This window comes from Streptomyces daqingensis, assembly GCF_014645895.1.
Classification (GTDB): domain Bacteria; phylum Actinomycetota; class Actinomycetes; order Streptomycetales; family Streptomycetaceae; genus Streptomyces; species Streptomyces daqingensis.
The window spans coordinates 103,373-118,015 of sequence record NZ_BMMP01000015.1 but is presented as its reverse complement, the minus strand read 5'-3'; the positions used below and the strand labels follow the sequence as shown (position 1 = coordinate 118,015).

The following is a 14,643-nucleotide window of genomic DNA, read 5'->3' as shown; positions in this document are numbered from 1 at the left end:
CGGAACACGGCCGGTTGCCGGTGGAGTTGAGGGGGACGAGCGGTCGGTCGAGTCGGCTCGCGCACGTGCCGGGGCCGGTCTGTCCGTATTGCGGTCGAAGGGGCCAGGCCGCCGGAGCTGACGGGAGCGCCGCACTGTGAACCAGTTGGTGCCCGCCTGGCACCGTCAGTCTGTCGCTTTTGTTGAGGGGCCGGCGGTCAAACTGCATTGCCTGTCACGCAATTGAGCGCGAGCTCCTTCGAGTGAGAACTCGAAGTCCCCCGCAGCGGCATGGGCCGACCGTGGCGAGTTCGCCGGCCCGAGACGACAAGTTCACCCGGGCCTGAGGAGATTCACCGGGTGCGTCGTGCACGTCGGACGCTCGCGAATAGGCCGCCGATGACGCTTGCAGCCTGCGCGAATCTGCGGCAGCCGAGAATTCAAGGAGAAGCATCTCGCGAACGGCGAACCCATCCGGCGGGTCGTGCGCGTAGCGGAGGACGAGATACTCGCGGGGTGGCGGCCGAGTGGGCTGACGAACTAGGGATGCGGTCATCGGCGTAGGGCTCGCTACGCATGCGGCCGCTCATGCGGCGCAGGGCGCGTTGCCGGACGTGGCTGAGGTATGACCGCCGTGGTCAGCGGCTGTGGCGGGCGACGACGACCGGGCATCGCGCGTGGTGGAGCGCCGCCTGGCTGACGGAGCCGAGCAGCAGGCCGGAGAAGCCGCCGCGCCCGCGTGCTCCGACGACGAGCAGTTGTGCGCTGTCGCTGGCCTCGATGAGCTTCTCCCGCGTCGCGCCCCGCACGCAGCGGTGCTCGACGGTGACGTCCGGGTACTTCTCCGGCCGGCCGGCCAGGGCCTCGCTGAGGAGGCGTTCCTCGTCTTCGCGCAGGGAGCCGGGCCGGCGGGCGTACGGCATGGACTCGTCCTCGGGGGGCGAGAGCGGAACGCTCCATTCGGAGAACACGTGCGTCGCGGCGAGACGCGCTCCGCGCAGGGACGCCTCGTGGAAGGCGAACTCGGTCGCCAGTTGTGCCGCTGGTGACCCGTCGACGCCCAGGACGATGTCGCCCGAGGGCTTCGGTGTGCCCCGCAGAGCCATGACGGGGCAGTGCGCATGGGCGCTGAGGTGGAGGCCGGCGGACCCGAGGAGCAGGCTGGCGAAGCCTCCCAGGCCTCGGCGTCCCACGACCATCAGGGATGAGGTCTCCGAGGCGTCCACCAGCACGGACAGCACTTCGCCTTGGACGACCTCGGTGGAGACGTCGATCTGCGGCGCGGCGGCCCGGGCCCGCTCCTCCGCCTCGGTCACGTACCTCTCGCCCATTTCGCGCAGGGCTTCTCCCGCCGGGCCGAAAGGCAGGGCTGTTGCGCTGAGGGGAGCGGGCGGCAGGACGTACGGGTGGGTGTACGCGTGCAACAGTCGCAAGGTCGCTCCGCGCAGCCGTGCCTCTTCGGCTCCCTGCTCGACTGCCTTGATGCTGGAGGGTGATCCGTCCACGCCGACGGTCACGGGTCCGTCCACCATTGCCGTCCCCTCTCACTCGCTCGCCTCCGCGCGCCCAGCGAGAGTCGTCCCGCTGGACCTCCCGGTTCCAGCGGACCACTCGGAACCGGGCGGCGGCAGGGCCCATCGGGGCAGTGCGGCGGCCCGGAGGGGCCATTCCGTCGCACGAGCAGCGGGGAGAGGGGTGACGGTTCGTGCCGTGACGCCGGACCCTGTGATCGGCCGTCGTTGTTCGCGTCACTCTGCGTCTTCCGCGAATGCGATATCCAAGAGGAGTGGGCCGCTCTCGTATCTCCGGACGACTCTCGCAGGGAGTGTAATCGTCAGCGGCGCCGATTCCTGTTCCGGATAACACGGGTGCATCGAATACCCCGGGAAATCGGGACTCGGGGTGAAGCGCATGGCGAAGCGGTTTCCGAGACCTTTCGCGGTCGCGTTCCGGATCCCGCGGCGGTGGAAGGCGAGGCCCTTTCGAGGGTCCGCGTTGCGGGTCGCTGGCCCTTCCGAGGGCGTGGCAGGGCGGTGCCTGCGACCGCCGGTAAGCGCCGCTCACCTGTGCTTTCACAGTGGTAGACCACCGACAGAGAATCGGAAGAATTTCTTCCACTTTCGCGTCTGCCATGGTGATATCGCTGTGCCGCCTGACACGAAGTCGCCACATCGCAAGGAGTCCGGGCCAGGGGTCGAAGCCTTCTTCCGGGAGGACCTTGACGGACCGCAAACCGGCTGCAAGACTCACTGCGATTTCCAGACGCCACCGGAGGCGCGGGCTCGTGACAGCCATTCGTGACAGCGTTTCCGCTGTGCGTTCTTTCAGATTTCTGGCGGCCGGCAATGCCGCTTCCGCATACGGCGTCTATCTCAATCTCGTCGCCTTCAATCTTTTCGTCTACGAGGTCACCGACAGTGCGTTGCAGACCGGCCTCGTCATGGCGGTGCGCCTTCTCGTCGGGCTGATAGGCGGAGTGCTCGCGGGCAAACTGGCGGCCCGTCTCGATCTGAAACGCATGATGATCACAGCCGAGTCGGTCCAGGCCCTCGGATTGATCACTCTGGTGGTCTTCCACCGCTTCACGGGCGTCTGGCTGCTGTACGCGGTCGTGGTCGTCGCGGGCCTCTGCTCCAACTCCAACGGCGTCGCCCTGCGGACCGCCGTGCCGGCCATTGTCGGGGCGGACAGGCGCGTGTGGGCCAACGGTCTGCTGGCGAGCTGCCGTTCGGTGGCGATGGTCGCCGGTTTCGCCTCGGCGGGCGTCGTCGTCTCGCTGCTCGGGCACACGGCGGCGTTCCTCGTCTCCGCGAGCACGTTCGCGCTCTCGGCCGCCAACCTCGCCTGGCTTCCGCTCCGTACGCGTACGGACTCCGCGGAGACCGGGGCGGAGGGGCGCGCGCCCTCGGCTGGGGGAGGCGTCAAGACGGACGAACGGCCCACGAGGGCACGGCGGATGGCGGCGCTCGCCTTCGGAATGCTGCCTCCGCTGGTGCTGATGCTCGTCGCGGTCCGGGCCGTGGACGGGTTCGGTTCCTCGGCGCACAACGTCGGCATGCCGATCCAGTCCCGTGCCGTGGACCCGGACAACCCCGCCGTGTTCATGAGCCAGTTCTGGACGACGTGGGCCGTCGGGAACCTCATCGCGCAGCGGCTGACGACGCGGTACGCGAAGCGCCGAGGGGCCCCGTCCGACACCGCTTTCGCCGTGGGCGTCCTGGTCATGTCGGCGGCCTTCATCCTCGCCTTCGCAGGGCTGCCGGTCTGGCTGGCCCTCCCCGTCATCGTGCTGGCCGGCATGGCCGACGGGTTCACGGAGAACGCCTTCGTCTCGCGCCTGCAGACCCTCCCCGAGAAGGGCCGGGCCGCCGCGTTCGGCCTCGCCGCCACGACGGAGAACACGGCGTTCGGTCTCGGAATGGTCATCAGCGCCTCGCTGCTCGAACGCTTCTCGCCCTTCGGGGTGGTGGGGGCCATGCACGGTGCGGCACTCGTGCTGGGGCTGGCCTTCCTGCTCGTACGCCGGCGCCTGGCGGCAGCGCCGCGCGATTCCTCGCACAAGACCGCGGACGCCGCGCCGGAGCGGGAGCGGGAGGTCAACCGATGACTGCCTCGACGGACAGCCGTACAGCGGTCGTCGGCATCGCGTTGCGGATGCCGGGGGCCGGTACTGCGGGCGAGTTCTGGCGGACCATCCGCTCGGGACGGTCGCACATCCGCCGCTTCACTCCGGACGAGTTGGAGGCCGCGGGGGTCGAACCCGCTCTCGCCCGGTCTCCCGGTTACGTCGGGGCGACAGCCCCGCTCTCCGGGATCGCCGAGTTCGACGCGCCGTTCTTCTCGATGAGCGGCCGGGAGGCGGCACTGACGGACCCGCAGCACCGCCTGTTCATGGAGTGCTGCCATCACGCCCTGGAGGACGCCGGATACGCGGGCGAGCAGAGCGGTGTCCGGACGGGTGTGTACGCCACCAGCGGCTTCCACCTCTATCCCTTCCGGTCCTACCTGCACAGCAACGTCCTCGAAAGCCTCGACGGCAGCTTCCTCTCAGGCCTGCACCGCACCGTCGGCGGGCACACCGACTTCATCGCCACCCGCACCGCGTTCCGGCTCGGTCTGAAGGGTCCGGCCTTCGGCCTCCAGAGCGCCTGCTCCAGTTCGCTGGTGGCGGTGCATCTCGCACGGCAGGCGCTGCTGACCGGCGAGGTGGACCTCGCCGTCGCGGGTGCCGCGGCCGTCCACGTGCCGCAGATAACGGGCTACGAGCACGCCGGCGGCTCCGTGCTCTCCGGCACCGGCCGGTGCCGTCCCTTCGACGCGTCGGCCGACGGCACCGTCGGAGGCAACGGTGTGGCCGCCGTCGTCCTGAAGAGGCTCGACCGCGCCCTCGCCGACGGCGACACTGTGCACGCCGTGATCCTGGGCAGCGCGGTCAACAACGACGGCAGGACGAAGCAGCACTTCACCGCGCCCTCGGGCGAGGGGCAGCGGGACGTGATCCGTCAGGCCCTGGCCTCCGCCGAGGTGTCCGCGGAGACGATCGGCTATGTGGAGACGCACGGCACCGGCACCTACAAGGGCGACCCCATCGAATTCGGCGCCCTCAGCGAGGCGTTCGCCGAGGACACCGACCGCACCGGCTACTGCGCGATCGGCGCGGTCAAGGCCAACATCGGCCATCTGGACGTGGCTTCGGGGCTGGCCGGGCTGATCAAGGCCGTACTGGTGCTGCGGCACGGAACCGTCCCGCCGCTCGCCGGACTCGCCTCCGCCAACCCACTCCTCGCTCTGGAGGGCAGCCCGTTCTACCTGCCGACGGAGCCGGGCCGGTGGCCGCGGGACCTCTCCCCGCGCAGGGCGTCCGTCACCTCCCTCGGCGTGGGCGGCACCAACGTGCACATGGTCGTCGAGGAGGCCCCCCGCTCCCGGAGCCGCGGCCGCGCCCCGGCGCCGAGTGGCGGCGGTGCCGGGGAGCGCACGCCCACGCTGCTGCCCGTGTCGGGGCTCGGACGGCAGGCGCTGCTGGCAGCCGCGACCCGTCTGCGCGGGCACCTCGCCCTCCGTCCGGCAGCGCGCCTGGAGGACCTGATGACGACCCAGGCCCTGGGCCGCCGTCATCTGCGCCACCGCCTCGTGGTGTTCGGCCGCACGCGTACCGAACTGGCCCACGCGCTGGACGACTTCATCTCCTCGGCCGAGGAACAGCAGGCCGATGAACCGTCCACGGCACCGTCCCGGGAGCAACCGTCCCGCGAGCAAGGGCCGCAGGGGGAGTGGGAGCGGCCGGGGGCCGGGCGTACGTCCGCCCGCCGCCGGTGGACCGAGGGCGTGGTGCCCCGGACCCGACTCGCGCCCGTGGGCTGGATGTTCAGCGGCCAGGGCGACAACCGCCCGGGCATGGCAGGGGAGTTGTACGCGCGCTTCACGCCGGTCCGCAGAACGCTGGACGCCTGCGAGGAGCAGTTCAGGGACGAGCACGGGCGGTCGCTGCTCGTCCAGCTGACGGGCGCCGGCTCGCAGGCGGACCGGGTTGCGGAGCAGGTTCCGGAGGACGGGCAGGCGGTCCTCTTCGCCCTGCAGGCCGCGCAGTGCGAGCTGTGGCGGGCGCTGCACGGGGAGCCTTCGGCCGTCGCCGGCCACAGCGTGGGTGAGTACGGGGCCCTGTACGGAGCGGGAGCGCTGTCCCTCGAGGACGGTCTGCGCCTCACCGCCGAACGGGGCCGGCTGATGGAGACGGGCTGCGCCGGCGGCGCCATGCTCGCCGTCTTCGCCGGCGAGGAGGCCGTGACCCGAGTGCTCGCGGAGTGCCGGGGCCTCGAACTGGCAGCGGTGAACGGGGAGCGGCACCAGGTGGTCGCCGGTCCGGTGGAGGAGGTCGAACGGGCCGCCGCCCTCCTGGCCGCGCGTTCGGTGCGCGTCCACCGGCTCGCCGTCGGCCGCGCCTTCCACAGCCACCTGGTCGAGCCGGTTCTCGACGAACTCGAGGCGCTGGCCGCACGGGCAGGGCTGCGTCCCACGCGGCTGCCCTTCGTCAGCGCGGTGGACGGCGCGGTACGGCCGGCGGACTGGGTGCCCGATGCGGCGTACCTGCGCAGGCAGGCCCGGGAGGCCGTGCGATTCGACCGCGTGCTCGAGCAGTTCGCCGGGTTGGGCTGCGCAGTCCTCCAGGAGCTGGGGCCCGGTGCCGTACTGAGCGGCCTCGCCGCGCGTGCCGGTCTGTCCGTCACGGCGCTGCCGACGGTGCGGGCGGGCGGGCAGCTGACGCCGCTGTGGACGGCCGTCGCGGAGATGCACTGCCGGGGCTACGCGCTCGACTGGCGGGAGGCCGTCGGCTGGAGCGGCGGCGGGCGGGTGCCCATGCCGGGCTATCCGTTCCAGCGCAAGTCCTATTGGACGGGGCCCGAGCTCGTCGAGAGCCCGGCGCCCGAGAAAGCCGAAGAAGACGAAGGGGGACCTGTGATGACGAGGGCGGAAGAGGAAGCACTGGCTCACGTGATACGGCTGACGGCCGATCACCTGGGCATCGACGAGGCCGAGTGCGAGGCGGAAGTACCGTTCTTCGACCTGGGAGCCGACTCTCTGCGGATGATCAATCTGCTGCAGGACGTCGAGCACCTCTACGGCGTGAAGGTCGCCGTGCGCGAGGTCTTCGAGGGGGTCGACACGCCGCTGCTGCTGGCACGACTGGTGGCCGAGCGCTCCGGAAGTGAGGCCCGCATGCCGGCCGAGGAGACGCCGTCCCCCGCGGACGGGCCGGACACGCCCGGCCAACTCCCGGCGCCCACCGCCGAGTCGGGGTCAGCCGACGGCCCCGCGCCCGCCGCGGCAGCTCCCTACGCCACCCAGGCGTCGGTCGACGCCCTCACCGCGCAGGTCAACCAACTCATGCAGATCCAGATGCAGTTGATGCAGCAGGTGTCGGAGCTGCTCGCCGCCGGCCTGCAGGCGGCACCGTCGGACGGCCGGACCGCGGGCGTGGCCCGATGAGCGCCTCCGGCAGTCCTGGCCTGACGCAACTCACCGCTCTCGCAGCGAAGATCACCGACCAGATCGCGCAGCTCAAGGCCACGGAGCACGCGAGGCCGGAGCACACGGGGCCTGAGCACACGGGGCCTGAGCAGGCGGGGCCGCGGCCCGCACCCGGATCCGTCCCGGAGTCCCGCCCTGCCGCCGGGGCCGGAGCCCGGGTCCACGGGCCGCGGGTGACGGTCTCCCGGGACGCGTCCATGGCGTCGGCGGTGCCCGGATCACGAGGTCATGTCGACGAGCTGGTCGAGCGGTTCACCGCCCGCACGGCACGTTCCAAGGCGCTCGCCGGCCGCTACCGGCCCGTGCTCGCCGACAGCCGCGCCACCGTCGGCTTCCGCAACTCCACCAAGGAGATGCTGTATCCGCTGGCCGCACGGCACGCGAAGGGCGCCCGGCTGACGGACGTCGACGGCAACGAGTACGTCGACATCACCATGGGCTTCGGCACCCTGCTCTTCGGCCACGAGCCGGACTTCCTCACCGAGGCGGTGAGCGGTCACCTCTCCCGCGGACTGCGGCTCGGCCCCCGCAGCCCGGAGACGGGCGAGGCCGCGGAGCTTCTGACGGCCATGACCGGCCTGGAGCGCGCGGCCTTCGCGACGTCCGGCACCGAGGCCAACGCGTCGGCCTTCCGCCTGGCCCGCGCCGCCACCGGACGCTCCAAGATCGTCGTGTTCCACGGTGCCTACCACGGGCACGCGGACGCCACCCTCGGCCGCAGCGTCGGCAAGGGCTCCGACCGCCGGACCGTCCCGCTGTCGCCGGGCGTCCCCGAGGGCGCCATGGCCGACCTGATCGTGCTGGACTACGGCGCGCCGGAGAGTCTCGACACCATCGCCGAGCACGCCCACGAGATCGCGGCCGTGGCGGTCGAGCCCGTGCAGAGCCGCAACCCCTCGCTCCGGCCCGTGGAGTTCGTGCGGGAGCTGCGCGAGCTGACGAGCCGCACGGGCATCGTCCTGCTCTTCGACGAGATGCTCACCGGGCTGCGGCCGCACCCGCGCGGTGCGCAGGAGCTGTACGGGGTCGTGCCCGATCTCGCCACCTACGGGAAGCTGCTGGGCGGGGGCTTCCCCGTCGGCGCCGTCGCCGGCCGGGCCGACCTCATGGACGGTGTCGACGGCGGGCAGTGGCAGTACGGCGACGACAGCTACCCGGAACGTGAGACGACGTTCTTCGGCGGCACCTACCTCCAGCATCCCCTCGCGATGACTGCCGCCTGCGCCGTGCTGCGGCGTCTGAGCGAGGAGGACGGCGAGGTCCAGAGGAGCCTCAACTCCCGTACTGAGCAGCTCACCGACAGGCTCAACCGCTTCTTCGAGGACGAGGAGTTCCCGCTCAGGGCCGTCCGCTACGGCTCCATGTTCCGCTTCGAGCACCGCGCCGACATGGAACTCCTCTACCACCACCTGGTGTTGCGGGGCGTCTACGTCTGGGAGTGGCGGAACTTCTTCCTCTCCACCGCGCACTCGGACGACGACATCGCCTTCGTCGAGCGGGCTGTCGCCGAGTCCCTGCGGGAGCTGCGCGGGGCGGGCTTCTTCCCGCGCCGGAGGGCAGGGCGGGCGCCGGCGCGGACGAGCACCGTCTCCCCGCCGCAGCGTCCCCGTGCCGCACCCGAGGTGAGCCTGTACTTCTTCGGCGACTATCCGGAGCAGGAGTCCGCCGCCGACGCCTACGACACGATCACGGAGGCCGCCCGCTTCGCCGACGAGCAGGGCTTCCACGCCCTCTGGCTGCCGGAGCGCCACTTCCACTCCTTCGGCGGCGTCTTCCCCAACCCGTCGGTGCTGGCCGCCGCGCTGGCACGGGAGACCGAACGGATCCGCATCAACGCCGGTTCCGTCGTGCTGCCGCTGCACGATCCCCTGAGAGTCGCGGAAGAGTGGTCCGTGGTGGACAACCTCTCCCGCGGCAGGGTCGGCCTGGGCTGCGCCAGCGGCTGGAACGCCCACGACTTCGCCTTCTTCCCCGAACGCTTCGGCAGTCACCGGGAGTCGATGTACGAACAGGTCGCGGACGTGCGGGCGTTGTGGAGCGGTCGGGGCCTGCGGAGGCGGACGGGCGCCGACGAGGCGGACCTGAGGATCTTCCCCCGTCCCTTCCAGCGCGAACTCCCCATGTACACGGCCATCGTGGGCAACCCCGCGTCGTACGAGAAGGCGGGCCACCACGACCTGGGCGTCGTCACCAACCTCATGGGGCAGAGCCCCGAGCAGCTCGCCGAGAACATCGCGCTCTACCGCCGGGCCCGGGCCGAGCGCGGCCTCGATCCGGACGCGGGCAGGGTCGCCGTGCTGCTGCACACCTACCTCGCGGACGACCACGCGAAAGCCAGGGCCACCGCGTACAAGCCGCTCTTCCGCTACATGCGCTCCTCCCTGTCGCTGTTCGGGCAGATGACGAGCAGCCTCGGCCGGCGCGTCGACCTGGCCTCGCTCAGCGAGGACGATCTCGACGCCGTCTTCAGCCGCGCGTACGAGCGGTACTGCGACCAGCGGGCGCTCATCGGCAGCCCGCAGCAGTGCCTGCCGGTCGTGGACGCCCTCCGCGCGGCCGGCGTCGACGAGGTCGCCGCCCTGCTCGACTTCGGTGTGCCGCATCGCGCGCTCCTGGACGGGCTGCCCCGTCTGAACGCCCTGCGGCAGTCGCTGCACGGCGACGGACCGCAGCCCGGCCGTGAAACAGTCGAGGTGCGGCAGCCCGCCCGGCGAAAGTCCGGCAGTCCGCCGCCAGTCGAGCCGTCCGGCGAGCTCTCGGAGGGCGCTCCGCTCTCGCCCGGCCAGCGCCGTATCTGGATCCTGGAGCAGCTGCTGCCCGGCCGCTCCGCGTACAACGAACCCGCGGCGATCCCGCTCGACGGCCCCCTGGACACGGACGCGCTGCGCGAGGCGCTGAGCCGGCTGACGGAACGCCACGAGGTGCTGCGGACGGTCTTCCGCACCCAGGGGAGCGGCGAGCCCATGCAGTACGTCATGCCGCATGCCGCTCCCGAACTCCCCGTCGTCGACTGCCCGGGGAGCAGCGAAGCGGCAGTCGTGCGCGAGGCGCTGGCCGAGGAGAGCGAGCGGCGCTTCGACCTCGAACGCGGGCCCCTCTTCCACACCCGGCTGCTGAGGCTGGACGAGCAGAGGCATGTGCTCGTCCTCTCCTTCCACCACATCGTCGTCGACGGGGTCTCCGCGGGCATCGTCACGCGCGACCTGTCCGCCCTCTACCGCGCAGCGCGGTCCGGTTCGCGGGCAGAACTGCCCGAACTGCCGTACAGCTACCGGGACATCAGCCGCCGTCAGGCGACGGACGCGCGTACGACGGGCGACGACCGCGACGGGGACCTCGCCTACTGGAAGGAGACGCTGAGCGGCGAACTGCCGGTGCTGGACCTCCCGGCGGACAGGCCGCGGCCGCCGAGACCGTCGGCACGGGGCCGGTCCCTCCACCGGACCCTTCCGCCCGAACTCGTCGCAGGGCTGCGGAAGTCGGGCCGCAGCGCGCGGGCGACGCTGTTCATGACGCTTCTGTCGGGGTACGCGGCGATGCTCCACGAGGTCAGCGGCCAGGAAGACATCGTCATCGGCACGCCGATCTCCGACCGCCCCGAGGGCACCCACGACATGGTCGGCTTCTTCGTCAACACCCTCGCCCTGCGCCTGGACTTGGGCGGCACCCCCACATTCCGGCAGTTGCTGGAACGGGTGAGGAGCACGACGCTCGACGCGTACGACCACTCCGGGACGCCTTTCGACAGCGTCGTCAACGCGGTCGCGCCGCCCAGGGAGGACACCTCCCGCACACCCGTCTTCCAGGTCATGGCCGAGTACGAGAGCGGACCGCCGTTCCTCCTCGACCTTCCCGACGTCACCGCACGTCCCGCAGCTGTCGGAGCGGACAAGGCGCTGGTGGACCTGACGGTGTACTTCTCGGTGACGGGCGACGGGGTCGAGTGCCGCTTCGAGTACAGCACCGACCTCTTCGACGAGGCGACGGTCGCCGGCTTCGCGGCACGGTTCGAGCGCATCCTCCGCGCTGCCGCGGCCGATCCTTCCGCGCGGCCGGCCGCACCCCGCACGGGAGCCTCGGCGGAGGGCACCGCCCGGCCCGTCGAGGACACCACCGTGCACGAGCTCTTCGCGAGGCAGGCCCGGCGGGCCCCCGGACGTCCCGCTGTCAGCGCGGCGGACTGCTCGCTGAGCTACGGCGAACTGGACGAACGTGCGGAGCGTCTGGCGGACTCGATACGCGGGCTGCCGGTGCAGGACGGGCCGCCGGTCGCGCTGTGGCTGCCGCGCTCCGCGGGGTTCGTCGTCGCCGCGCTGGCCGTCCTCAAGGCCGGACGCGCCTGCCTGCCGCTCGATCCGGCGCTCGGGCCTCAGCGCGTGACCGACGTCCTCGAGGACAGCGGGACCCGCATCGTCCTCACGAACGGTGGCGCTCCCGCCCTGCCGCCGCTCCCCGAAGGCGTCACCACGCTCGACACCGGCGCGGCGGCCGGCTCCGCCGGGCACGGTCCCGCATCCCGTACGGCCGCGTCGGGAGGGCCCTCGGAGACCTGCTGCCTGATCTACACGTCGGGCTCCGAGGGCAGGCCGAAGGGCATCGAACTCAGCCACCGCGGACTGGTGAACCTCGTCCAGTGGCATCACAGCCGCTTCGGCGCCGGCCCCGGCACCCGCGGAGCCGTCGTGTGCAGCCAGAGCTTCGACGCGTCCCTGCTGGAGATCTGGCCCGTGCTGACGGCGGGCGGCAGCCTCTCCGTCGCCGGGGACGACGTGCGGCTCGACCCCAGGGCCCTGAGCCGCTGGTACGCACGGGAGGGCATCACCTTCACCATGCTCCCGACGGCGCTCGCCGAGGAGGTGCTCGCCCTGCCCCCGGACCAGCAGCCTCCGCTGCGCCATCTGGTGTGCGGCGGCGAGCAGTTGACAAGGCGCCCGCACACCGGAGCGCCGTACGAGACGGTGAACATCTACGGGCCCTCGGAGGTCACCGTCCTCGCCACCGCCCACGCCGTACCGGCCGCTCCGGCGGGCGGCGGCGACGGGCCGATCCCCATCGGGTACCCGATCGACAACACCCGGCTGGACGTGCTGGACGCAGAGGGACGGCCCGTCCCCGCAGGAACTGTGGGGGAGTTGCACGTCACCGGGCCGGGGGTGGCGCTCGGCTACCACTCGGACCCGGAACGGACCCAGGAGCGGTTCGTGCCCACCACCGGAGGAGTCCGCTACCGCACGGGCGACCTCGTCGAGGCCCGTCCCGACGGAGCGCTGGTCTTCCGCGGGCGCGCCGACGACCAGGTCAAGATCAGCGGGTTCAGGGTGGAGCCGGCCGAACCGGACCGGGCGCTGCGCGGACTTCCCGGAGTGCGGAACGCGGCCGTGGTGGCCCGCCGCGACCCGCTGCGCGGCAGCCGGCTGGTCGGATACGTCGTCCCCGAGGACGCGGGCAGGGCGGCGGATCCGTCCTATCCGGCCGGGCTGGAGCGGCAGTTGGACGCGAGGCTGCCGCACTACATGGTTCCCCGGGAGTGGGCCGTGCTGCCCGAACTCCCCCTTAACGTGAACGGAAAGCTGGACCGCTCCGCCCTGCCGCCGGGCACGGTACCGGCGCTGGCGCAGCCGCGTACGGACGGCCCGGCAACCGGAGCGAGCGGCCCGGACGTCGAGGCGACGCTGCGCAAGCTGTGGGCGGACGCCCTCGGCGCGGACACCGAACACCTCGCCGACGACGTGTCGTTCTTCTCCGCCGGCGGCGACTCCCTCAGCGCGATCCGCCTGGTGGGGCGTGCGGGGGAGGAGTTCGGGACCGACTATCCGGTGGTGTGCTTCTTCGAGCAGCCCACGCTCAGGGCGATGACGGGCTACTTCACGGGCAGCCCCGGCCATGACACCGAGCCCGACCCCGACCCCGACCCCGACCCCGGCTCGGGTTCGGGCTGGGACGAGCGTGTCCGGGGGGAGGTATGACGCTCACGGCAGACTGCTCGCTGGAGACCCTGCTGTCGTATGTGGCCCGGGAGGACGTCCGGCTCAGCGCGAGCGGCGGCGCCCTTCGCTACGACGCGCCCGCCCGCAGCGCAGGACCCCTGCTGGAGGCGGCACTTCGGCGCCACAAGCCGGCGCTCCTGGCCCGTCTCGCGGCCGGCACCGCCGAAGCCTCCCGGGAGGACGCCGACGACGCCGAGGACGGCGTCCCTGCCGATCCCGAGGCGGCCGATCCCGAGGCGGCCGATCCCGAGGACGCCGGCACGGTCGAGGAACGCGCACCGGCCACGCGGGAGCAGTCCGGCATGGTGATGCGTCACGAGCAGACCAAAGAGCCGCAGGTCTGGAACGTCGCCCTCAGACTGCGGTGCGAAGGCCCCCTGGACGTACCGGCCCTGCGGCGCGCGCTGGAAAAGCTGGTCCACCGTCACCACGCGCTGCGCAGCCGGTACGCGTGGGAGCAGGCCATGGCGAGCACCGGCACCGGCGGCACCCGCTCCGCGGCCGCAGAGCCGTCGCCCGGACGGAAGCTGTGGCAGGAGGTGCTGGCGCCCCGTCCGGTGTCCCTGCCGGTCGAGGACCTGCGCGAGGTGTCCCCGCCCGAGCGTGCGGAACGCCTCGAAGCCGCGTGCGACCGGATCGCGCAGACGCCGTTCGACGTCGCGAGAAGCGTGCAGCCCCGCGTGAAGCTCTTCCGCACGGGAGACGAGAGCCGCACGCTCATGTTCGTCCTGCACCACATCTCGTGCGACGGGTGGAGCGTGAGCGTCCTGCTGAAGGAACTCGGCACCCTGTACGGCAACGAGGCGGGGCACCTTCCTCTGCGGCCGCTGCCCCCTCCGACCTCCCAGTGCACCGACTACGCCCGCCTGCAGGCGAGTTCGGCCCTACCGGAAGAGGAACACCGCCGCCGGGTGGACTTCTGGGCGGACCGGCTCGCCGGCTGCCGGCCGGACAGCGGACTGCCCGCGGACCGCCCCCGCCCCGCCGTGCTGTCCGGGCGGGGAGCGACGGCCCACGCGGTCGTCCCGGCCGAACTCTTCGGCGCGCTGCGTGACTTCGCCCGCGAGACCGGGACGACGCCCTACGCGGTGATGCTCGCGGTCCTCGTCCGGCTGCTCCACCACCTCAGCGGCAGGGGGGAGGCCGTGCTGAGCACGGCGTACGCCAACCGCGCGCATCCCAGCACGGACACGCTCGTCACATGCACCGCCACCATCGTGATCCTCCGGCTGCGCACCGACGGGGACGAGACGCTTTCCGAACTGTGCCGTCAGGTGACGGCCGGGCTCGCGGAGGGCATCACCAACTTCATCCCGTACGCGCGGATCCGGGAGGGCCTGTCACGGCATCACGGCGTCGAACTGCCCAGCAGCATCCCGTTGGGGGCGACGTACCAGAACTCGGTCGATCTGAGCGTCGACCTGCCGGGCGTGAGCACCACCGTCACCGACCAGACGGGACTGACGGCCCGCCGCGACTGCAGCTTCAGCTTCCTTCCGTGCGCTGACGGGACCGCCGAGATCCACACCGAGTTCTCGACGGACCTTTACGAGCCCGCAACGGTGGAGGGCTGGCTCGCCGAGTACGCCGGCCTGGCCGGTGCCATGCTGCGCGAAGCCCGCGCCGTCCCGTGAGCGCGACGCGGCCG

General features: G+C 71.9%; 5 protein-coding genes. 4 read left to right on the top strand and 1 reads right to left on the bottom strand.

The window, feature by feature from the left end; translation table 11 throughout:
• Positions 1-617: 617 nt before the first annotated feature.
• Complete coding sequence (locus IEY56_RS21710; protein WP_189039009.1) at positions 618-1,508, bottom strand: universal stress protein; 891 nt, start codon at positions 1,506-1,508, stop codon at positions 618-620.
• Positions 1,509-2,293: 785 nt separating this feature from the next.
• Here IEY56_RS21710 and IEY56_RS21705 point away from each other — a divergent pair.
• From IEY56_RS21705 to IEY56_RS21690, 4 genes are read left to right on the top strand one after another with little or no spacing between them, the layout of a single operon-like run.
• Positions 2,294-3,586, top strand: coding sequence for an MFS transporter (locus IEY56_RS21705; RefSeq protein WP_189038946.1), 1,293 nt, complete (start codon positions 2,294-2,296; stop codon positions 3,584-3,586).
• Positions 3,583-6,966: a type I polyketide synthase gene (locus IEY56_RS28900; RefSeq protein WP_189038945.1), complete on the top strand. Its 3,384-nt coding sequence runs from the start codon at positions 3,583-3,585 to the stop codon at positions 6,964-6,966. The genes IEY56_RS21705 and IEY56_RS28900 overlap by 4 nt, the downstream gene beginning before the upstream one ends.
• Positions 6,963-12,974: a non-ribosomal peptide synthetase gene (locus tag IEY56_RS21695; RefSeq protein ID WP_189038944.1), complete on the top strand. Its 6,012-nt coding sequence runs from the start codon at positions 6,963-6,965 to the stop codon at positions 12,972-12,974. Before IEY56_RS28900 ends, IEY56_RS21695 begins: the two co-directional genes overlap by 4 nt.
• On the top strand, positions 12,971-14,629 hold the full coding sequence (locus tag IEY56_RS21690) for a condensation domain-containing protein (protein WP_189038943.1): 1,659 nt from the start codon (positions 12,971-12,973) through the stop codon (positions 14,627-14,629). The genes IEY56_RS21695 and IEY56_RS21690 overlap by 4 nt, the downstream gene beginning before the upstream one ends.
• Positions 14,630-14,643 lie beyond the last annotated feature (14 nt).

Excerpts from the sequence above, each read along its gene's own strand:
- IEY56_RS28900 (WP_189038945.1), top strand. The coding sequence starts at position 3,583 with ATGACTGCCTCGACGGACAGCCGTACAGCGGTCGTCGGCATCGCGTTG.
- IEY56_RS21695 (WP_189038944.1), top strand. The coding sequence starts at position 6,963 with ATGAGCGCCTCCGGCAGTCCTGGCCTGACGCAACTCACCGCTCTCGCA.
- IEY56_RS21690 (WP_189038943.1), top strand. The coding sequence starts at position 12,971 with ATGACGCTCACGGCAGACTGCTCGCTGGAGACCCTGCTGTCGTATGTG.